Origin of the sequence: Sagittula marina (assembly GCF_014196795.1) — a bacterium.
GTDB lineage: Bacteria > Pseudomonadota > Alphaproteobacteria > Rhodobacterales > Rhodobacteraceae > Sagittula > Sagittula marina.
This window is the reverse complement of the sequence record NZ_JACIEJ010000014.1, coordinates 17,852-37,697: the sequence shown is the minus strand read 5'-3', so window position 1 is coordinate 37,697 and position 19,846 is coordinate 17,852. Positions and strand designations below refer to the sequence as shown.

20 protein-coding genes and 1 tRNA gene are annotated in these 19,846 nt (G+C 58.5%); 9 read left to right on the top strand and 12 right to left on the bottom strand.

Annotated features, from left to right (window positions below):
- Positions 1 to 80: 80 nt before the first annotated feature.
- From GGQ68_RS20885 to GGQ68_RS20875, 3 genes are all read left to right on the top strand, one after another.
- Positions 81 to 557 carry an Lrp/AsnC family transcriptional regulator gene (locus tag GGQ68_RS20885; RefSeq protein WP_183969405.1) on the top strand — a complete coding sequence of 159 codons (477 nt, stop codon included), beginning with the start codon at positions 81 to 83 and terminating at the stop codon, positions 555 to 557.
- Between the two features lie 183 nt (positions 558 to 740).
- Entirely contained in the window at positions 741 to 2,597 is a 1,857-nt protein-coding gene (locus GGQ68_RS24750; protein ID WP_183969403.1) for a M10 family metallopeptidase C-terminal domain-containing protein, read from the top strand.
- Between the two features lie 80 nt (positions 2,598 to 2,677).
- Positions 2,678 to 2,763: transfer RNA gene (locus tag GGQ68_RS20875), tRNA-Leu, on the top strand.
- Between the two features lie 57 nt (positions 2,764 to 2,820).
- On the opposite strand, the gene irr is transcribed toward GGQ68_RS20875, so the two are convergent.
- A complete protein-coding gene (gene irr / locus GGQ68_RS20870; RefSeq protein ID WP_183969530.1) occupies positions 2,821 to 3,237 on the bottom strand; it encodes a Fur family transcriptional regulator Irr in 417 nt (138 codons plus the stop codon).
- A 183-nt stretch (positions 3,238 to 3,420) separates the two neighbouring features.
- Between irr and fabA the strand changes: the two genes are divergently transcribed.
- The gene (fabA, locus tag GGQ68_RS20865; protein ID WP_183969401.1) at positions 3,421 to 3,930 is read left to right on the top strand and encodes a bifunctional 3-hydroxydecanoyl-ACP dehydratase/trans-2-decenoyl-ACP isomerase; all 510 of its coding nucleotides are present in this window, start codon (positions 3,421 to 3,423) and stop codon (positions 3,928 to 3,930) included.
- Between the two features lie 361 nt (positions 3,931 to 4,291).
- Positions 4,292 to 6,175: a PhoX family protein gene (locus tag GGQ68_RS20860; protein WP_183969399.1), complete on the top strand. Its 1,884-nt coding sequence runs from the start codon at positions 4,292 to 4,294 to the stop codon at positions 6,173 to 6,175.
- A gap of 359 nt (positions 6,176 to 6,534) precedes the next feature.
- Here GGQ68_RS20860 and GGQ68_RS20855 read toward each other — a convergent pair whose 3' ends face one another.
- From GGQ68_RS20855 to GGQ68_RS20840, 4 genes are all read right to left on the bottom strand, one after another.
- The gene (locus GGQ68_RS20855; protein ID WP_183969397.1) at positions 6,535 to 7,326 is read right to left on the bottom strand and encodes an inositol monophosphatase family protein; all 792 of its coding nucleotides are present in this window, start codon (positions 7,324 to 7,326) and stop codon (positions 6,535 to 6,537) included.
- A gap of 117 nt (positions 7,327 to 7,443) precedes the next feature.
- A complete protein-coding gene (locus tag GGQ68_RS20850; protein WP_183969395.1) occupies positions 7,444 to 7,755 on the bottom strand; it encodes a hypothetical protein in 312 nt (103 codons plus the stop codon).
- A gap of 815 nt (positions 7,756 to 8,570) precedes the next feature.
- Positions 8,571 to 8,969, bottom strand: a complete 399-nt coding sequence (locus GGQ68_RS20845) for a hypothetical protein (protein ID WP_183969393.1) — start codon at positions 8,967 to 8,969, stop codon at positions 8,571 to 8,573.
- Positions 8,962 to 10,170 (bottom strand): pyridoxal phosphate-dependent aminotransferase, encoded by a 1,209-nt coding sequence (locus tag GGQ68_RS20840; RefSeq protein WP_183969392.1) that lies wholly within the window; start codon positions 10,168 to 10,170, stop codon positions 8,962 to 8,964. The genes GGQ68_RS20845 and GGQ68_RS20840 overlap by 8 nt, the downstream gene beginning before the upstream one ends.
- Positions 10,171 to 10,261: 91 nt before the next feature.
- Here GGQ68_RS20840 and GGQ68_RS20835 point away from each other — a divergent pair, with 91 nt between their 5' ends.
- Positions 10,262 to 10,657, top strand: a complete 396-nt coding sequence (locus GGQ68_RS20835; protein WP_183969390.1) for a helix-turn-helix domain-containing protein — start codon at positions 10,262 to 10,264, stop codon at positions 10,655 to 10,657.
- Between the two features lie 41 nt (positions 10,658 to 10,698).
- Positions 10,699 to 10,920 carry an FAD assembly factor SdhE gene (locus GGQ68_RS20830; RefSeq protein ID WP_183969528.1) on the top strand — a complete coding sequence of 74 codons (222 nt, stop codon included), beginning with the start codon at positions 10,699 to 10,701 and terminating at the stop codon, positions 10,918 to 10,920.
- Positions 10,921 to 10,990: 70 nt separating this feature from the next.
- On the opposite strand, the gene GGQ68_RS20825 is transcribed toward GGQ68_RS20830, so the two are convergent.
- Together GGQ68_RS20825 and GGQ68_RS20820 are read right to left on the bottom strand one after the other, a co-directional pair.
- On the bottom strand, positions 10,991 to 12,478 hold the full coding sequence (locus tag GGQ68_RS20825; protein ID WP_183969388.1) for an inorganic phosphate transporter: 1,488 nt from the start codon (positions 12,476 to 12,478) through the stop codon (positions 10,991 to 10,993).
- A gap of 50 nt (positions 12,479 to 12,528) precedes the next feature.
- Positions 12,529 to 13,017: an NUDIX domain-containing protein gene (locus tag GGQ68_RS20820; RefSeq protein WP_183969386.1), complete on the bottom strand. Its 489-nt coding sequence runs from the start codon at positions 13,015 to 13,017 to the stop codon at positions 12,529 to 12,531.
- A 292-nt stretch (positions 13,018 to 13,309) separates the two neighbouring features.
- On the opposite strand from GGQ68_RS20820, the gene GGQ68_RS20815 reads away from it, so the two are divergent.
- Complete coding sequence (locus tag GGQ68_RS20815) at positions 13,310 to 13,807, top strand: MarR family winged helix-turn-helix transcriptional regulator (RefSeq protein WP_183969384.1); 498 nt, start codon at positions 13,310 to 13,312, stop codon at positions 13,805 to 13,807.
- Positions 13,808 to 13,966: 159 nt separating this feature from the next.
- Here the strand turns inward: GGQ68_RS20815 and GGQ68_RS20810 are convergent, their stop codons facing one another.
- The 5 genes from GGQ68_RS20810 to GGQ68_RS20790 form a co-directional block, all read right to left on the bottom strand.
- The gene (locus tag GGQ68_RS20810; protein WP_221235669.1) at positions 13,967 to 14,626 is read right to left on the bottom strand and encodes a DUF1194 domain-containing protein; all 660 of its coding nucleotides are present in this window, start codon (positions 14,624 to 14,626) and stop codon (positions 13,967 to 13,969) included.
- A gap of 8 nt (positions 14,627 to 14,634) precedes the next feature.
- The gene (locus tag GGQ68_RS20805; protein ID WP_343056031.1) at positions 14,635 to 15,303 is read right to left on the bottom strand and encodes a DUF1194 domain-containing protein; all 669 of its coding nucleotides are present in this window, start codon (positions 15,301 to 15,303) and stop codon (positions 14,635 to 14,637) included.
- Positions 15,300 to 15,734: a VOC family protein gene (locus tag GGQ68_RS20800; RefSeq protein ID WP_183969380.1), complete on the bottom strand. Its 435-nt coding sequence runs from the start codon at positions 15,732 to 15,734 to the stop codon at positions 15,300 to 15,302. Before GGQ68_RS20800 ends, GGQ68_RS20805 begins: the two co-directional genes overlap by 4 nt.
- Before the next feature lie 36 nt (positions 15,735 to 15,770).
- Positions 15,771 to 17,051, bottom strand: coding sequence for a tetratricopeptide repeat protein (locus GGQ68_RS20795; protein ID WP_183969378.1), 1,281 nt, complete (start codon positions 17,049 to 17,051; stop codon positions 15,771 to 15,773).
- Between the two features lie 109 nt (positions 17,052 to 17,160).
- The gene (locus GGQ68_RS20790) at positions 17,161 to 18,111 is read right to left on the bottom strand and encodes a hypothetical protein (RefSeq protein WP_183969376.1); all 951 of its coding nucleotides are present in this window, start codon (positions 18,109 to 18,111) and stop codon (positions 17,161 to 17,163) included.
- A gap of 599 nt (positions 18,112 to 18,710) precedes the next feature.
- Between GGQ68_RS20790 and GGQ68_RS20785 the strand changes: the two genes are divergently transcribed.
- Positions 18,711 to 19,607 carry a thymidylate synthase gene (locus GGQ68_RS20785; protein WP_183969374.1) on the top strand — a complete coding sequence of 299 codons (897 nt, stop codon included), beginning with the start codon at positions 18,711 to 18,713 and terminating at the stop codon, positions 19,605 to 19,607.
- Positions 19,608 to 19,846: the final 239 nt, after the last annotated feature.

The window sequence follows — 19,846 nt, the reverse complement described above, 5'->3', positions numbered from 1 at the left end:
AGTATCTGCAATCATCCGGGTGGTTCGCCTGATTGGGGGCGCTACGGTGGTCAAATCGACTTTTGAAGGGGGCCTCTGCCATGCAGGATGAATTGAACGATCTGGACCGCTTTGATCAGGCCATTCTGCGCGAGCTTGCAGGTGAGGCGCGAATCTCGATCACTGAACTCGCCCGTCGTGTCGGGCTCTCGAAAAGCCCGGTTCAGGCACGCTTGAAAAAGCTCGAGGACGGCGGCACCATCAAAGGATATCGCGCGCTGCTTGATCCGATCCGGTTGGGATTGGCGCATGTGACATTTGTCGAAGTGCGCATGGTCGACACGCGCGAAGCAACGTTGGCCAAATTCAATGCCGCCGTTGCCAAAGTGCCCGAGATTGAGCAAGCACATCTTATTGCGGGGAATTTCGACTATCTGCTGAAGGTGCGCACCGCCGATATGCCCTCTTACCGTCGCGTGCTGGCAGACAGCGTATCGACGCTTCCCGGGGTGGCCTCGACCTCCACCTTCGTGGCTATGGAAGCCATCAAGGAAGAGGCCGTGACGGACGTCTCGTGATCCGGTTGGAATTGCCGCCTCCTCCGTGCCGAACAGCCCGGCGCAGATCACCCGGTGTTCTTTTCGGAAGCCTCACGGCGGCGAGCCCCGCTGGGGATCCATGAGTTTTCGCTGCGATGATAACCCAGTCTTTACCCTGTCGGCACGATGGTGGCCCTGCGTCAGCTTCGGCGCGGAACAGGTGTGGCGGGCGAAGACCCGCTTTTGGGGCGCTGCATGGCCTATGTCTTTCTAAATGCGAACCAGATTTATACCGGCTCATATTACCCGGTAGCGAATGGCGACACGGTCTATGTGACAGATGGCACCATCATCGCCAACGACGAGAATTACACCGTCATCATGAGCGGCGGTTCGGCCCGAAGCCTTCTGGTGAATTATGGGCAGATCATAGGCCATGGCTTTGCAACACTGTACATGGGTGCGGCAAATTCCGTTTTGGAAAACCACGGATTGCTGCGGAACAATGACGACTCCCTGAACATGCGCCCCGCCGTCTTGCTCGCGACGGCGGGCAACCATCGCATCGTGAACAACGGGGAAATCACCAGCGCCGGGCGTGTGATCGACGTGAACGGAGCGGCCGCAACGCTATCGTATACCGTACAGAACCACGGGCTGATGCAGGCGCTTTATGGCCACGATTTACTCCGCGATGGTGACTACGCGTCTCATGTCACGGTGGAGAATACAGGCACCATGCGCGGCGGAGAGCTTGCCATGTCAGGCACCGGACGCAGCTGGCTGGACAATTCCGGCTTTATGGAAGTGACCAATATCGATGGTGCGTCCACCTTGGGATTGAAGCTGTTCAACACCGGCGTCATCCAGGGCTTCGAGTCGAGCAAAGCATTTCTCGCCGACGCGGGAGAGGTCTGGATTCAAGGCAGCGAAGACAGCGACCTTGTGCGCAACCAAGGCACCATTCGCGGAGATATGGACGCCGCTTCCGGCGGAGACGCGATCTATAATAGCGGGCACTGGGTCGGCGACCTGACCCTTGGTTTTGGCAACGACAGCATCTACGGGTTCGATGGCACCTTTGAGGGCATTATCGACGCTGGGCCGGGTGATGATCGGATCGCGCTGGCAGAGAACAACGCCACCGTCATCGGGGGCGAGGGACAGGACACGCTGATCGCGCGAGGCGATGTTCTGAACGTCAGCGGCGTCGAGGTCATCATCTTGCAAGGTTATGGCAGCTATGAAGTTATCGGCTCCGAAGAAGGTGACGATATTCGGGGCAATTACGCAGACAACCCCCTATCCGGCCTTGGCGGCGCAGACACGATCAGCGGTGGCGCCGGAAACGACGTGATTTTTGGTGGGGATGCCGACGACGTCTTGTACGGCAATGCCGGGGACGACGAAATTGATGGCGGGGCGAATGCGGATATTCTGGTTGGAGGCGATGGCAATGATACGCTGCGCGGGGATGTCGGCAACGATGCATTATCGGGCGGCAATGGAAACGACTACGTCGATGGCGGGTTCAACGACGACACGATGACTGGCGGGTTTGGAGATGACACGCTGCTCGGCGGCGACGGACGTGATTACATCGCCGGGCTTGGTGATGATGACTACCTCGATGCCGGCAATGGCGCTGATCGTGTCTTGGGCGGCGACGGAGACGACACGCTGATTGGCGGGGCTGGAAATGACACAATCGCCGGAGACGGCGGAAATGACGTGATCCAAGGGGGCTTGGGCTACGACATTCTGATTGGCAAATCCGGCTCGGATACTTTTGTGTTCGACAGCTTTGCAGAGGTCGACGACGGAACGCCCGACAGGATCAAGGACTTTGAGAGAGGCCGGGACATCATTGACCTCTCCGGCATCGACGAAGAGGCAAGCTTTCGCTTTGCCGGAACGGGCGGGTTTACCGGCAGCGGCGGCATGGAAGTGTTCTACTTCGTCAATCCATTCGGCGCGACCCTGCTATATCTCGACGAAAACGGCGATGGCGCGACTGATGCATCGCTGATTTTGCTGAATGTGCCTGATGGCGTCACAGAGGCAGACTTCATTCTCTGAAATGTTGGGCGAATGTGGTTTACACCGCAGGTGCTATAGCTATTGTCACGCCACCTTTCGCGCTTCGCGCGCGATGTGGAGCCCGCGTGGTGGAATGGTAGACACAGGAGACTTAAAATCTCTAGGCCTTAGTGCCGTGCCGGTTCGAATCCGGCCGCGGGCACCACATTATCCATAGGTGAAGACGACGAAAGCGCGCCACACGGCGCGTTAGCCGGCAATGTCAGCTTTTCTTGCGCAGACGGATCACGACCTCGACCGATGCAATTTCTGATCCTGCCGGCGCCTCGGGCAGATTGGTAATGACCAGCTGGTCAGAAGGCGCGTCGGTCAAATGGCCCTCATCTTCCCAGAAAAAATGCGGGTGATCGTGGGTATTGGTGTCGAAATAGCTACGCGAGCCATCCACGGTGACTTCCTGCATCAAACCTGCGTCGCAGAACGCCTTCAGCGTATTATAAACGGTGGCGAGGCTCACCTGCTCACCATCACCCTTGGCTGCGGCAAACAAGCTCTCAGCAGTTACATGGCGGTTGTTACCATCGCCGACCAGCAAAGCCGCCAAAGCAACGCGTTGCCGTGTCGGGCGCAGATCACTGCGCGCCAGCCAGGACTTTCCACGCTCTATTGCGGGGGTCATTGTCAAATCTGCACCAACTTTCGCCATCAAGCTAATATATAGGGCGCATGTGGGGGTGATTTCAATTCCTTTCACGGACAAAGGGCATCGAACGCGGTTGGGTTGCGCTTGCATGGCACGCGACCCCGGTGGTAGACGGTGCCGGACTTTCTGACACGGCTTATGATGAGGGGGACTTCCGCGATGTCCGACTATCCCACCAGCTTCGACAAGGACGACCTGCTGAAATGCGCCCGTGGCGAGCTGTTCGGCGAAGGCAACGCACAGCTTCCCGCACCGCCTATGCTTATGATGGACCGCATCACCGATGTCTCTTCTGACGGCGGCGCGCACGGCAAGGGACACATTCTGGCCGAATTCGACATCACGCCGGACCTGTGGTTCTTTGACTGCCACTTTCCCGGCAACCCGATCATGCCTGGCTGCCTCGGTCTGGATGGCCTATGGCAATTGACAGGGTTCAACCTCGGCTGGCGGGGCTGGAAAGGCCGTGGCTACGCGCTGGGCGTGGGCGAGGTGAAGCTGACCGGCATGGTTCGCCCTGACCGCAAGATGCTGACCTACAAAATAGACTTCACCAAGGCTGTGCAAACCCGTCGCCTGACCATGGGCGTCGCAGACGGCATCGTCGAAGCAGATGGCGAAGTCATCTATCAGGTCACCGGTATGAAAGTGGCTCTGAGCGAAAGCTGACAGCTCACCACATTCCAGCGTCGATGACACGAAAGGGGCAGAAATGCCCCTTTTTTAGTTTTTAATGATGTGCGTGCCATTTTGCGCAAACCAGATCGGAGAACGGCGGAGGCTCCCGTTCAAAGGTTTTGTGCAGCAAAACCGCTCAGGATTTAAAACCACATCAGAGCGGACCGCAGGAGAAAAACAACCGATCGGTTGGTGAAGGTTTTGGCGGATCCAAGTGGAAGTTTTCCGGAAAGCAAAGCCTGCGTCACAAAAGCTTCAACAAAGTGTTACGGTTGTTTTGCACCCGTCCTTTAGCGCGGCTCGCAGACGGGGCGACAGTTCCGCAAGCGACATTGCCAGCGAGGAATGCACAATGACCGACAAGACCCTTATCGATCTGTCCTGGGACGAATTCGACGAACACCGCGATCCGCGCCCTGACACCAATGATTTCGACGCCGTGGTCGAACGCGCTGTGTCTCGCCGTGGCTTCCTCGGCGGCGCACTGGCCTTTGGGTCTGGCGCGGCCGTGTTCGGCACCGCTGGGCTGCTTGGCTCCACCACTGCGGCCCGTGCCGAAGCGCACGGCGGCTTTGCCTTCGACGCCATCGACATTTCCACCGACCACCAGATCCACCTGCCCGACGGCTATCAGCACAAGGTCCTTGTGCGCTGGGGCGACGCGCTGTGGTCCGAAGCAGATGACGCCTATCAGGACGGCCTCGTCTCTGTCGACATGTCCGACAAGGTGTTTGGCGAGAATACCGACGGCATGGAGCTGTTCGACGTGGACGGCAAAGAAGTCATCGCCGTCAACTCTGAATACGTGAACCCCAAGATCAACCTGCCTGAGGCCTCCGAAGGCGTGCCGCAAACCGCTGACGAAGTGCAGATCCTCAAGAACTTCCAGGGCGTCACGGTCATGGAAATCACAAAGGGCGACAATGGCTACGAAGTGGTCAAGGACAGCCCCTACAACCGCCGCATCACGCATGAGACTGAGATGACCCTCGCAGGCCCGTTGGCCGGTCATGATCTGGTGAAAACCAACGCAGATCCCGAGGGCATGACCGTCAAGGGGACCATGAACAACTGTGGTTCGGGCAAGACGCTTTGGGGCACCTACCTGACCTGCGAAGAAAACTTCAACGGATACTTCGGCGCGACCGGTGACATGCCCGAGGGCGAAGGTTACAGCCGTTACGGCATCGGTGGCGAAGGCCGCTACGCTTACGAAAAGTTCGACGATCGCTACGACCTGTCGAAAGAGCCGAACGAACCGCACCGCCACGGCTTCGTCACCGAAATCAACCCGGCTGACGCTTCCTCGACTCCGATCAAGCGCACTGCACTGGGCCGTTTCAAGCACGAGAATGCCGAGATGGTGCAGGCCTCTGACGGGCGCATCGTGGTCTACCTGGGCGACGACGAACGCGGCGAATACCTGTACCGCTACGTGTCCAACGGCACGTGGGAAGAAGGTCAGGACGGAGGCGAGCTGCTCAATGATGGCACGCTCTATGTGGCGAAGTTCCACGACGACCAGACCGGTGAGTGGCTGGCGCTGACGCCGGAAACCACGGGCATGAACGCTGCCGAAATCCTCGCCTTCACCCGCATGGCAGCCTCGGCGGCTGGCGGCACGACCATGGACCGCCCGGAGTGGGTCGCGGCCAACCCAACCAAGCCAGAGGCCTACGTCGCGCTCACCAACAACAAGAACCGTGGCGTGAAGCCGAACGCCGGCGGCGACGACACATCTGTCAACGCGGTCAACCCACGCGAGACCAACAACTTCGGTCAAATCGCCCGCTGGACCCCGGCGGATGGCAATCACGCGGCGGACGACTTCACGTGGGACCTGTACGTGATGGCCGGCAACCCGACCGTCTACGACAACGTCTATGCAGGCTCGGACAACGTCACCAAGGGCAACATGTTCAACTCGCCCGATGGCATGGCCTTCTCCTCTGACGGCATGCTGTGGATCCAGACTGACGGCGACGACAGCAACGAAGGCGAGTTCGAAGGGCAAGGCAACAACCAGATGCTGGTGGGCAACCCGGAAACCGGCGAAATCGCCCGCTTCATGACTGTGCCAAACGGCGCGGAAGTCACCGGCCTGTGCTGGTCGCTGGACGGCAAGACAGCGTTTGTCGGCGTCCAGCATCCGGGCGGCGCATGGCCGGACGGTGACGGCAAGCCCCGCTCCTCCGTGGTCGCCGTATGGCGTGAAGACGGTTCCGTAATCGGCTGATCACATTGATCGACCACGAAAGGAACAGCTCCGGCGCAACAGTGCCGGGGCTGTTTTCACGATGATGGCCCTAGCTGCAGGCGATGACCATCTGGTCGCCTCTTCATCTGCGATTTTCCGGCTCGACCAAATGGTTCTGTCGATACAGGACCTGCCCCGATCCTGCCCGAAAATGCCGTTGCCGCCAGCTGTGCTCAGCCAAGCAGGCAGCGCGTGATAGGCAACAAACAAGATTACCGTGAGCAAAGAAAATCCCGCGCCGGGCGACCGGTGCGGGATGTTTGTGCCATCAGCTGCGTTAGATAGGTATTTCTGCGCCGGAATTCCCTATGTGGACCATGGGCAGAACGCCTGGCCGTTCACTCCGACCGCAGAACCCGCGCAAAGCTGCTGAAGATATCGTTGTTCGCGCAGAGGATGGTTTTCGTCTCGAAAGGATCTTGCCCTTCGCGCACGCCTTCGACGATCGCACCCGCTTCCTTGGCAATCAGGTAGCCCGCTGCAAAATCGTGCAGGCTAAGCTCACGCTCCCAATATCCATCGAAGCGGCCGGCCGCCACATAGGCCAGATCCAAAGAGGCCGCGCCGGAGCGACGTACGCCGGCACATTCCGGCATCAGTCGCGCAAGGTCCTTGAGCGTAGCGGGCAAAGTCCGCTTTGCGCCGAATGGCACCCCAGTGGCAAAAAGTGCCTCTACCATACGGCGGCGCCCGGAGACGCGCAGGCGTTTGGAGTCATTGAGCCAGGCGCCCGACCCCTTTTCAGCATAGAACATTTCGTCCTTGGCGGCATCGTACACGACGGCAGACACGATCTGGCCCTTGTGTTCCAACGCGATGGAAATCGCCCAATGCGGCAGGCCGTGGAGGAAATTGGTGGTTCCGTCCAACGGATCGACGATCCAGCGCCGGGTCGGGTCTTCACCAGCGATCTCGCCGCTTTCTTCGCCAAGCCAGCCGTAGGTCGGGCGTGCGCCCATCAGCTCTTCTTTGAGGATGGCTTCGGACGCCAGGTCGGCGCGGGTCACGAAATCGCCAGCGCCTTTCATGGACACCTGGAGGTTTTCAACCTCGCGGAAGTCCTTGACCAGAGACCGTGCTGCCTTGCGCGCCGCCTTCATCATAATGTTGAGATTCGCGGTGCCCTGCATGATCCTGCCTCCAGACAACAAAAAGAAATCAGGCCGCGCCTATACGCGGCCTGACAGGAATTGCCAAGGGTTCATCCCTTTTTGGCGTAAAACTCTCCGGCAGAGGGAGCTTTTATCTTAGCGGTAAACCACGCCCTTGGTGCCTGCGGGCGCGTATGCGCGCGGCGCCGCGGCGGGCTTGTGATAAACCTTACGTGTCGCGCCCGCACGGTTCACATAAGGACCGGCGTTTGCATTGCCACAGCAGACGACGCCGCCAACCAGCACCGGCTGAAGCCCAGCCGGGCAGTAGTTTGGTGCATGATACGCGTGCTGAAGCATGTTGGAATTCGGGTTATTGGTCGCATCGCCCATATACATATCGCCCCAAGCGAAAGCAGCGGTGCCAGAAAGCGCAAAGGCGGCCACGGCCGCGGAAAGAAGTCTCATAATGTCCCCCATGGTGACTAAAAACGGTGACTCGCAGAAATCCCTTCGGGAAAGCTAACAGCCCCTGTGGGCAAGTCAATTTCTTCCTGTCTTTTCCAAAGAAGTCGCGGAAATTGTTTCCGAATTGGGATCAATTTACCAACTGTTTCTGGCCTGACCTGCGGCTGGATGAATGCTCTATGGAGTGATGGTGCGACGCGTTTCCCAGCTTTGAACGGACCCTTGCGGACCAAGTTCGTGACGGCAGCGCCATGACGCTGCACAACGTCACAAAGGCAAAAGATCAGCAAAGCCGCACTGGCGTCGGCAACGATTATCCGTTAAATGATACCGAAACGGCAACCTCGACCAGATGCGCGGACGTCGTCTGAGCCATCCTCGTTTGCAGCTTTGCTGGTGGGCCAAACCCCTCGTCTATCGCCGCCTTGAACCAACGACAAACAGGGGTCGCCCCTCATGGATACAAAAAAACGGCGCCTTAAATCCAAATAGCTTCATCCGAAATCCGGTCCGATGGCTCACGGGACCAATCACCTAAGACAGCTCGTCATCCAAAAGATCACGCACAGCTTCAGGCGACAGCGGAAACTGAGGAGGACAGAGCGGAGGAGCGGCCGCATGGCCGGGATGGTCTTTACCGCCTTCATAGGATGAAGATCTTCGCATGAATCGATCATTTCTCAAAAGTGATGCGGAGAAAACAGCAAAACCTTCCCGAAAGCGGCGTTTATGCGCCAAACTGCGAGCAGCCCACCTGAAACGCACAAGTTTCAGGCGAACCACTCGCAAACAGGGCAGAATCACCCATTTGGGCCTTAGCTCTTCATCACCCGATCAGCTTTTTTCCGCACCAGCACCGTGCGAAGGTCGTGCATCGCCAACAGAAGCGCATCAGTCACCTCTTCGAGCTGGTCATCCGTGGCCTTTGACTGCGCCCATTGTGTCGTCGTGTTCAGGTAGTCCACCGCGCGATGGATATCGTCAATATCACGCATGGCGAGCAGGGTTTTACGCTCTGTCATCCATCGATTAATCTCCTCCAGATCATCGTTGGAAAGCTGCGTGTCGCCCTGAGGCTTTATCTCCTCGCGGTTCAGATTGACCACCGCGATCTGGTCCATCTCTATACGCCGCTGCCGGTTTTCCGTATCGACGCGAAAAACCAGGGCGCCGTTTTCGCGCACCCGGAAATAGTAGTTTGGCAGATCAGCCATCTTTAAGCCCCTCGCAGAAACGCTTGATGCGGAGGCATGCCTCTTTCAGCACCGCCTCGGATTCGGCATAGCTGACGCGGAAATACGGCGACAGACCAAAGGCCGCCCCAAAGACCACCGCGACGCCCTCTTCCTCCAGCAACGCTGTGCAGAATTCTTCATCGGTGGTGATGGACGTCCCACCTTTGGACACCTTGCCCATGCAGTCGGCCACTGATGGGTAGACGTAGAACGCGCCTTCCGGCACGGCGCAGGTGATGCCGGGACAGCCATTGAGCCCCTCAACCACAAGATCACGCCGCTCGCGGAACGCCTCGCAACGGGTGCCAAGGAAGTCTTGCGGGCCGGTCAGCGCCTCTACCGCTGCCCATTGCGAGATGGACGATGGATTGGTGGTGGATTGACCCTGAATCTTGCGCATGGCGGCGATCAGGTGCTCTGGCCCGCCTGCGTAGCCGATGCGCCAGCCGGTCATGGCATAGGCTTTGGACACGCCATTTACCGTCAGCGTGCGATCATACAGCTCCGGCTCCACCTGGGCGGGGGTTACGAATTGGAAGCCGTCATAGGCGAGGTGTTCGTACATGTCGTCAGACATGATCCAGACATGCGGATGCCGCATCAATACATCGGTCAGCGCCTTCAGTTCGTCCCGCGTGTAGCCTGCCCCCGTCGGATTGGAGGGCGAGTTGAAAATAAGCCACTTCGTCTGCGGCGTGATCGCCGCCTCGAGCGCCTCCGGCGTTATCTTGAAACCAAGCTGCCGCTCCCCCTCGACGATCACCGGAGTCCCCTGCCCCAAACGCACGATGTCCGGATAGCTGACCCAGAACGGCGCGGGAATGATGACTTCGTCGCCGGGATTCAGTGTCGCCATCAGCGCGTTATACAGCACCTGCTTGCCACCCGTAGAGACGCTGATCTGCGCTGGCGTATAGGTCAGCCCATTCTCACGGTGAAACTTGGCGCAAATGGCGTCCTTCAATTCAGGAATTCCGTCAGGCGCCGTGTATTTCGTTTTCCCGGCATTGATTGCCGCAATCGCAGCAGCCTTGATATTGTCGGGCGTGTCAAAATCCGGTTCACCGGCGCCAAGGCTGATGATGTCTCGGCCCTTCGCCTTCAGCTCGCGGGCCAGTTGCGTCACTGCCACGGTGGGGCTCGGCTTTACGGCAGCAAGCGTTTCGGAGAGGAAGGTCATGAGAAAGACTCCAACAGTTTGTGTTCAGGCGCTGCCTGTCTTAGGCTTCACCCCACCCCCGTTCAAGCGGCGACGCAAGGGAGAATAACGAATGGCAAATGACACTGACTGGTACGGCCCCGATGTGGCAACGCTTGGCGACCGCCTTGCGGCGGCGCGCGAGGCCCAAAGCATGACGCAGGAAAGTCTGGCAAAACGGCTCGGCCTGAAAACAAAGACCATCCAGGCGTGGGAAGATGATCACGCGGAACCGCGCGCAAACAGGCTGCAGATGCTGGCCGGTATACTCAATGTTTCGATGATGTGGCTCATCAACGGCGAAGGCGATGGCGTCAACAATCCCGAAGATGGTACACTGTCCGAGGACGTCAACGCGCTTTTTCTTGAGTTGAGAACCTTGCGCGCCCAGATCCTGCAAAGGGTCGAGAAGATTGCGCAGATCGAAAAACAGCTGCGTGCCAAGCTTAAGGAGGAAGGTCAGCTGTGACCGACGAAGAGACCCGCGATATCCGCATCAAACGTCTGAACATGCGCTCAATGCGACGCGGCACCAAGGAGATGGATATCATCCTGATCCGCTACGCCGAAGCGCGCCTGACAGCGATGGACACTGCGGGGCTCGACGCCTACGAAGCGCTTCTCGATGAGAACGATCAAGATTTGTACCAATGGATTTCGGGCCAGAAACCCGCGCCTGCCGTACACGCCCCGCTGATTTCCGATATCAAAGCGGTCGCTGCCAACGGCTGAAACGCCTGACATCTTATGCATAGGGCGGGGATCTCCCCGCCCTATCATATTTTACGGGACGTTCGTCGCCTCAACCAACCATCGCCTGAATGCCCAGGAACACGATGGCCGACAGCACAGCTGCCGCAGGAACCGTTATCACCCATGCGGCGGCGATGGTCAAAAAGTGCGACCGGCGCACCAACTTTCGACGGCGGCGTTCTTCGCGTGGGAGCGAGGGACGTTCTGGCATGGACATGCGCGCGCGTTTCAGTCGCCGCTCGAAATCCCATTCACGAAAAAATCCGACACCAAAGACCGCGCCGACCGCAATGTGCGTCGAGGACACCGGCAAGCCCAGCCAGCTCGCCACGATCACAGTGATGGCAGCCGACAGCGCGACGCAATAGGCGCGCATCGGATTCAATTTTGTGATCTGCGACCCCACGATACGGATCAGCTTCGGACCGAACAGGAACAGGCCAAAGGATATGCCGAAAGCCCCGATCAACATCACCCACAGCGGAATACCAAAGCCATCGCCGAACGTTCCCGTGCGTGAGGCTTCAACAATCGCGGCCAGCGGGCCGACCGCATTGGCCACGTCATTCGCCCCATGCGCAAAAGACAGCAGCGCAGCAGAGACGATCAACGGCACCCCAAACAGCACCTTCAGGGATTTGTTCCGGTTCTCCAGCCCTTTCGACTGGCGCTTTACCACCGGAATCATCACCGCCCAAAATACCACGCCCAGCGCTCCGCCGATGGCCAGCGCAGTGGTGAAGTCGATATCGACGACCTTCTTGAGCCCCTTCATTGCGAGATAGGCGGAAAAGGATCCGGCCATGATGCCCACCAATACGGGCACCCAGCGGCGCGCGGCTGCGATCTTGTCTTCCTGATATACGATGCGAGACTTGATGAACCACAGGAAGGCTGCAGCGATTATGCCGCCGAGCAGAGGTGAAATCACCCAGCTGGCCGCAATCTTGCCCATAGTGGGCCATGCCACCGCACCAAAACCGGCCGCAGCAATGCCTGCCCCCATAACGCCCCCCACGACAGAGTGCGTGGTAGAGACCGGCGCGCCGATCCATGTGGCCAAGTTCACCCAAAGCGCCGAGGACAGCAGCGCTGCCATCATCGCCCAAATGAAGACGTTCACATCTGACATGGCTTCCGGAGCGACGATGCCCTTGGCGATGGTGCCCACCACGTCACCGCCTGCCAGCATCGCGCCCGCGCTTTCAAAGATCGCGGCAATGGCAATCGCCCCACCCATTGTCAGCGCATTTGCCCCGACCGCAGGCCCCATGTTGTTGGCCACATCGTTCGCGCCGATGTTCAACGCCATGTAAGCACCAAAGGCCGAGGCGATCACGATGACCATGGTATTGTCGGAGCCGCCAAAGGCGATAGACGCCAGCAAAGCAGCCAGCACCATAAAGACCAGTGCAACGCCCTTTCCCGCCATCGGACGCGACACATAGGCCGTGGCCTGCTCAAGCGTAGATAGCCGCCCGAGGTCGCGATCCAGTGTATCGGCGTGATTGGCCTGAAAATCTCGTTTCTCGGTCATAGTGTTCTCCGCTCCGGTTCCGGGCGGAGTAACGACTGAGGCGCTTTATCTCAAGTGTTCTGAGGGGTGACCTTGGGATCGAAATCAAGAATGAGCTTCTTCAGCCCCGGTTCCAGCACCCGTGCGGCAGCCTCTGCTGGGGTAAACCAGCGCAGCTTGCGCTCATGCGCCTCGGGAAAATCAGCACACATTTTCACGACTTCAGCAGAGTACACCCAGACTTCGATCGGTTGGCTCCAGCCACGTTTCAGGCGCTTCTCATAAACGAAGCTGCCTAGCGCCCGCTTGCCGACCGCGCGCGTCTCGAACACCCCGGCTTCTTCCCAGGCTTCTTGCAGAGCCGTCCCAGTGGAATCCTTGCCCTTCATTGGCCAGCCTTTGGGCACAACCCATCGCCCGGTGTCACGACTTGTGATCAAAAGGACTTGCAATTCATCGCCATGAAAACGGTAGCATAGCGCGGCAAGCTGCAATCGCTTCGGTCTTTGATAAATGGGTTGGACGAAATCCCCCCAGAAACTTTTAAAATTTTCCAGCACGGCGCTGCCTCATTTTTTTAATTTGTGTGACGCCAGAACGCTGTGTCTAACAGCCTAGGGTAAAAATTTCAACCTGAGCAGGCGGAACACCGTCAGGCATGTTAGACCACTTCGATGTGTTTGCCAGTTCGCGGGACCAAACTGCATCAGAAGTAAGCATCTCGCCGCACATCTGTAAGAACGCCTTCCGCGCAAAAGTGGTTCCAATTTTCTCGGCTTTCGGCACGGTTTAACGCGATATTTGGTTTTATCCGTGAAAGCTGCCGTTCATCACAATAGGCGGAGAAACGATATGAGCATTCATTCGTCCATGGATAAGAGCCCGGAACAGGGCTTCATGGCGAGCTATCTGGATGCGTTGAGCTTGGTGGAACGGCTTCACCGACTTCTGCTCGACGTTATCAAGGACGAGTTCGAAAGGCTTGGGATCATCGACGTGAACGCGGTGCAAGCACTGCTGCTGTTCAACATCGGCGAAAACGAGGTCACCGCAGGGGAACTGAAAACCCGCGGCTACTACCAAGGCTCCAACGTCAGCTACAACCTCAAGAAGCTGGTCGAAATGGGGTACATGCACCATCAGCGCTGCGAAATCGACCGCCGCTCTGTGCGCGTGCGTCTGACGCAACGCGGTCGGGAAATCAGCAACATCGTGGCAGAGCTGTTCAGCCGTCACGCGGATGGATTGCAAGGCAGGAACGTCTTGACCGTCGAGGGCATCGACGACATCACAACGGCGCTGCGCCGCGTGGAACGCTATTGGACCGATCAGATCCGATACATCTACTGAGTCCCGCGCCTTGATGCGCATAGGCCAGAATGGCCAGACTCTCCTTCTGACGCCCGCCCGAGGGCTTTTTGACCGAAACCTGAGTGCATTTTGTTCAATCCATGACGCCAGACTGCTATTTGCTTCGCTCAGGTACCCATTTTCCCAAACATCTTTCAACTACCGGGTCGAGACCACCATGACCTGCAGTTCGCGCTTTAATTTGCGCACCATAGCTGCTTCGAAACTGGCGAAACCCGCTGCGGTTTCCACAAAGGCATCCGGCCCCTGCACCACGTAGGCGTGGTAATAGGCGGCAAGCGCATCCAGTCCGCCCCCGTCGCCCCCACCGATCACAAGACCATTGATCGTGATACCATCGGGACGCACAATCTTTGGCCGAGGCCCAGTGTTCGACGTACCATCCCCCGATACATCCAAAACCCGCTTCCAACAGGCTGCCTGCTTTGACAGCATCGCGGCCCCAAAAGACTTTGCCGCGCCAAGAGCGGTAGATGATGCGCCATCGCCCCGCTGCACATGGCGCAAGGTCGTTGCGACCGCATCCAAGGCCAAAGGGTCGCTTATGACACGCCACGGCACAATGACGCGTTGTGCTTCCGGCCCGCTCCACTCGTAAATCGCCAAAGATACTGGCGCCTCAGGCATGGCGAAGAGCGCGGTCTGGACCTCCGGGTGCAACAAAGCGGCGGCCAGGCCGTCCATTTGCAATCTATACTCCGCGGCGTCCACCGATCCCGACACGTCCAGCCCCAAGACCAACGCCTGACGGCACGCCCCCTGCGCCGTGGCGCCCCACAGACACAGAAGCAAGGGCAAGATCGCTCTCACCGAGACAGTCCGCCAACGATCCGATCACGGATTTCACGGTAGAGCTTTCGCTCCATCGCGGCTTCGAAATCGGTATAATCGCTGGCAATCTCCACGAAAGCCCCCGGCCCGCGCATCACTTCGAACTCGAAATGCTCAAGCACCGCCGGGTCAGCCCCCAGAACCACAAGACCGTTTACCGTCACATCATTGAATGGGAAATGCCGGTAGGCGTGCACAGGGCCAAAACCATCGTTGGTCACCCCATCACCGGACACGTCGATCACCTGCCGCTCACAACTGGGCGCCCGCTGCATAAGCCCCGCTCCGAAGCCAAGCGCATAGCCCAAAGCGGTAGGATAGCGCCGATATGTGCGGGTCTGCGCCTGCAAGCGCGCCGCCACTGGTGCGATATCCGCTGCCCCACCAAGCAAGACCCAGTCTTGAACCACAACCGACTGTCGCCGTCCGCTCCACTCGTAGATCGCCAGTGCGATGGGACCATCCTGGGCGATGGCATTCACCACATCGGGGCTTTGCAGCGCTGCTGCCAAACCATCACGTTGCAGGGCATATTCCGCGTCATCAACCGACGACGACACGTCCAGTGCCAAGAGAAGCGCCAGCCGACAGGCTGACGCCGCACTTGGCAACAATAGCGCCGTTAAAAGCGCCAGAAACCTCACCAATGGCCGGTGTTCTCCATGCTGGCCCAGGGCTCTTGCGGGGCGAGCGGCTCACCCTCCTGAAGCAATTCGATGGACACGTTGTCGGGAGAGCGCACAAAGGCCATGTGCCCGTCGCGCGGCGGACGGTTGATGGTCACGCCCGCATCCATCAGTGTCTGACACATCTCGTAGATGTCCGGCACCGTATAGGCGAGGTGACCAAAGTGGCGCGAATCCGACGGCAGCCCGTCGTCACCGTCCCAATTGTAGGTCAGCTCTACATCCGCATGGCCGTCCGCCATATCCGGCGGGCACAGGAATACCAGAGTGAACCGACCCTGCTCACTTTCCTTGCGCTGACGCTCGACCAGCCCCAGCAGTTTGTAGAATGCGATGGATGCGTCCAGATCCTTTACGCGGACCATGGTATGCAGGTATTTAATGCTCATTGGGAGCCCCCCTCGATCGGAGACACCCGCCCCCGATCAGAATACAGATTTCAGTCCGAACCGCAGATCGGTGCTGCGGCTCTCGTACAGACTATAATTGGACCTTCGGTCCTCGAAGGAAACCCCGATTTCCGGCGCAAAGCCATATCTTTCTAGCTTCGGGAGCAGAACATCGACAGACAAGCGCCAAACGTCATCTTCACGCGGATCCAGCCAAAACGTCGATGGTCCGAAGTCAAAATCCTCTGACTGCCAGGACAATGCGACGCGCGGCTGCGTCCCCTTGATCGGAGTCGCGTGGCTGTAGCCCAACTGAACCCGGTCCACCTGCCGCGCAAGAGACCGCGAGTCAGACGAGATGTCAGCGCGGCTCAGGTCAAGGCTGACCGTGCCCTGCGCCCCTTTCCATTGGGTCAAGACCCCTCCTGATCGCGTCGTCGCATCGCGTACGCCTGCATCGTGCCTGTGGTTGTCGCTGATTGCCCCGTGACCCGTAAGGATGAGATGTGATCCAAAGCTGCGGCCATAAGACAACGACACCTGACGCGTGTCGGACAGCACATCACCGCCAACCCAATCGCGTCGAAAGAGCAGGTCGACAGAGCCAAGCCACCGGCCCTCTTCACCGCGACGTTCCAAGCCGATGCCGACATCCATATGTTCCTGCCGGAAATCTTCGTTGTCCAGGCCTGGCACCTCGTCACGGGCATCCTCAGAAAATCTGACACGGCTCAAACCGCCGCCCGCACGCAGGTTCAGACGTGCATTTCCGTCCAGCGCAAAGCGATAGAGGTAGTCCGCATCGACGCCGTAGCGTATTCCGCTCAATGGCACAGCCGTCGGGTTGATGAAGGTCAGACCGCCAAAGGTGAATTCATTCGTGCGTGGCGCATCGTTAAGGTTATCCGATGGCGCAACGCTCAGATCCAGCGACAGCCGCCAAGGTGTCTGCCGACGCACCACGCGAAAATCACGGATCGCAACAGCACGGGCTTCTTCGTCCGGCGCGATTGCCGAGGCACGTCTCAGCCAGAGTTGCGCCATCCCCTTGCGCCCCGCTCTGGCCCCTGTCTGAGCACGCACCATCGCAGCGTAAAAGCGATCCGTCGGAGTCTCAGCGGCTTGCCAGGCGAGCGCTCCTGCTTCGGTGGCCTCATCAAGGCGGCCAAGGTCACGCAAGGCACGTGCGCGCAAGGTCAATGCTACAGGATCTTCAGGCTCGCCAAGCAGGACGCCATTGACAAGCACCAATGCGACGTCCGGACGCCGCGCCATCAAGGCACGTGTCGCCACAGCGCGCGCCTCATCAAGGCTCATGCGGGTCTCTTGCGAGGTCGGATCAGCATTGGCGAGCGCTGGAAGCGCGCCAACGCAGATTAACGCCAACCAAGCCGCGCACAGAAGGCTGGTCAAACGCCTTGTCGGCTCAGCGCGAGCCAACAAAGCCGCCGACTTCACGCACGATCTCGACATCGTTGTACAAACCGGTATCGGGATCAATGCCGATGCTGATCGGCGTCGTATCCTCCACAACCACGATTCCAACGACCTCTTCACCATTCGGCCCGACAAAAAGCCCCTCCCAGCGCCCATCTGTCGTACCATTATCCTCACGAGGCGTAGGGCGGTTGGACGTAGCAGACACGTGCACCAATTGCGCATCGCCGGAGACGATAGTCCAGTTGTCGAAATCAATGTCCGTCCGGTCGAGACGGATAAAGGTCGTATCGCCAACGTTCGCCTCGCCCATGGAACGATCACCAACCGGCACCCCCATCGCGTCGAAAACGGTACGGTCGAACACAAGCCCACGGACGCTACCTGTTGTGTCAAAATCCTGAATGTCGACGGTCAGCTGAGTTGTTCCCGTCACGTACTGAATGTCCTCCGTCGGCCCGGCCCTGTCGTCAGGGCGGATTGTCCGAACGCCAGCGTACTCGCCGTTGAAAACATAGGTCGCATTCGTATCGGGCAATTGGCCGGAGCCGACCAAACGCTCGGCCCCTGCCCCACCGGTATCAAATGCGCGGTCAAACACCTCGGACCGAGAGCCGCTCGCTGCGACCTGACCGTAGCCTTCGTCAGTAAGCCGAAAAACAGCGTAATATTCATCAGGACCGATGTTGTTTCGATATGCCCGAAACCCGGAGCCCTCGCCTGTGAAACTTGCCGAGACGGCGCCATCTGCCGAGTATGGATTCGTGTCGTCGAAATCCAGGTTGTTGAGAACCAGATCGCCAGTGTCCGCATCGTAGGTGATGCTGTTGAGCTGCAAGCCTTCCGCATCTGCCTGGGTCAGGTAGACATTTGGGTCTTCGGGCACCTCTGGGACGACTTCGCTGTCTGGCTCTCCGGTCACATCCGGCTCTTCGGTCAAAGGCTGCTGGCCTGTTCCAATACCGTTGGAATCATCGCTCTGAAGAGAGCTGCCCCCACCTGAGCTGCACGAGGAAAGGACACTCGCAATTGCGAGTGCCAAGATTGCACGATTCATGATAACTGCCTCAGGTAAAACTTTTTATATTTTGTCCCGATCCTGTTTGGCGGCCTCAAAAAAGTCAATCGGCCCAGCCGCACACCTCTAAGATGTGCGGCAAAATCGCCCCACTTTCGCCACAGGTTTGACCAACTCACGGCGCCCGAGTTCACCACCGAGAGCGGCGCAGTGACTGACGCACGGCGGCGAAAGATCCGGCGCAACTCTGCCTATTTCAGCACGCATATTCTGCATTAGGACGGGAAAACATACCCGCCGGACGTCCCCTCGAAGGGGGAGAAGTGATTTCTCTCGAATGCCCGACACTTTTGCGGACTGAACGGTCACACCAAGCGACGCAAAGCTATGCAGTGGAGGCTTGGGAAACAGCCCCAAGAATGGGCAGTGCCGCTCCGCATCGCGAGCCTATGGATGCGCCCCATCAACTTATGTACAACGGAACTCAACAACTTCCCTCACATGATTTAAGAGACGTCGGCATGCGCCACCCGGAACTTCAATATCTCGACTTACTGTCCCACGTTCTTGAGAATGGGGACGAGCGCGTTGATCGCACCGGCGTCGGCACGCGCTCCGTCTTTGGCGCGATGTTGCGCTTCGATCTTTCAAATGGGACCGTTCCGATCCTCACGACCAAGCGTGTGTATTGGAAAACCGCCGTGAAAGAGATGCTCTGGTTTCTCACTGGCGGCACCAACATTCAGCCGTTGCTCAACGAAAACGTGCGCATTTGGTCCGATTGGCCCCTTGCGACCTACCGAAGGGAGACAGGCGACACCATTTCGCAAGACGCATTTGAACAGCGAATTGTTGAAGATGATGCCTTTGCGGCCCGCTGGGGCGAACTTGGGCCCGTCTATGGCAAGCAGTGGCGCCGCTGGCAGGGTCCGGACGGCAAAGAGCATGATCAAATCGCAACCTTGGTTCAAACACTGCGCGAAAACCCCACCAGCCGGAGAATGCTCTTTCATGGCTGGAATGTCGCGGAATTGGGGTCAATGGCCCTGCCGCCATGCCATATGGTTTATCAATACCACGTCACGTCCGACGGACGATTGAATTGCCTGCTTTTTCAAAGGTCAGTCGATCTGCTGCTCGGAGCGCCTTTCAATTTTGTCGGCGCAACAGCGCTTCAGTTGATGCTTGCTCAACAATCGGACCTTCGCCCAGGCGAACTCGTTTGGGTCGGGGGAGATGCGCATCTTTATCTCAACCATCTTGAACAGGCACGAGAGCAGATAGCACGTACGCCCCGCCCCCTCCCATCCATGCGATTGGCCAGAAAGCCTCAAAGTATTGACGGGTATTCAATTTCTGACTTTGTGGTCGAAGGTTACGATCCACATGCAGCGATCAAAGCGCCGGTCGCTGTGTAGGAGCGCAAGCATTCCGGGTTTAAATACCAATGGAGGCAGCTTTGTTGCGCGAAACGATGCACTGTGTGCATCGAAACACCTCCCCGCTTCGCTTGGCAAAAGTGGAGCGGCCAACACCGCGCTCGGCATGCCTGTAGACTGCGCACGTAGGGTAAGTTTTTCATGGAACAGAACGTGTCTGGGCTTCTCGAGAAATGCGCAACAATGGCGCGGGGATTACGCGTCCCTCACGCTACCCC

Coding starts and splice junctions, on each gene's coding strand:
- irr (WP_183969530.1), bottom strand. CDS start 3,237: ATGACCCCCGCAATAGAGCGTGGAAAGTCCTGGCTGGCGCGCAGTGAT.
- GGQ68_RS20850 (WP_183969395.1), bottom strand. CDS start 7,755: ATGAGACTTCTTTCCGCGGCCGTGGCCGCCTTTGCGCTTTCTGGCACC.
- GGQ68_RS20840 (WP_183969392.1), bottom strand. CDS start 10,170: ATGACCTTCCTCTCCGAAACGCTTGCTGCCGTAAAGCCGAGCCCCACC.
- GGQ68_RS20855 (WP_183969397.1), bottom strand. CDS start 7,326: ATGCAGGGCACCGCGAATCTCAACATTATGATGAAGGCGGCGCGCAAG.
- GGQ68_RS20885 (WP_183969405.1), top strand. CDS start 81: ATGCAGGATGAATTGAACGATCTGGACCGCTTTGATCAGGCCATTCTG.
- GGQ68_RS20845 (WP_183969393.1), bottom strand. CDS start 8,969: ATGGCTGATCTGCCAAACTACTATTTCCGGGTGCGCGAAAACGGCGCC.
- GGQ68_RS20830 (WP_183969528.1), top strand. CDS start 10,699: ATGCGCTCAATGCGACGCGGCACCAAGGAGATGGATATCATCCTGATC.
- GGQ68_RS20835 (WP_183969390.1), top strand. CDS start 10,262: ATGGCAAATGACACTGACTGGTACGGCCCCGATGTGGCAACGCTTGGC.
- GGQ68_RS20860 (WP_183969399.1), top strand. CDS start 4,292: ATGACCGACAAGACCCTTATCGATCTGTCCTGGGACGAATTCGACGAA.
- GGQ68_RS20785 (WP_183969374.1), top strand. CDS start 18,711: ATGCGCCACCCGGAACTTCAATATCTCGACTTACTGTCCCACGTTCTT.
- GGQ68_RS20795 (WP_183969378.1), bottom strand. CDS start 17,051: ATGAGCCTTGATGAGGCGCGCGCTGTGGCGACACGTGCCTTGATGGCG.
- GGQ68_RS20800 (WP_183969380.1), bottom strand. CDS start 15,734: ATGAGCATTAAATACCTGCATACCATGGTCCGCGTAAAGGATCTGGAC.
- GGQ68_RS20825 (WP_183969388.1), bottom strand. CDS start 12,478: ATGACCGAGAAACGAGATTTTCAGGCCAATCACGCCGATACACTGGAT.
- fabA (WP_183969401.1), top strand. CDS start 3,421: ATGTCCGACTATCCCACCAGCTTCGACAAGGACGACCTGCTGAAATGC.
- GGQ68_RS20815 (WP_183969384.1), top strand. CDS start 13,310: ATGAGCATTCATTCGTCCATGGATAAGAGCCCGGAACAGGGCTTCATG.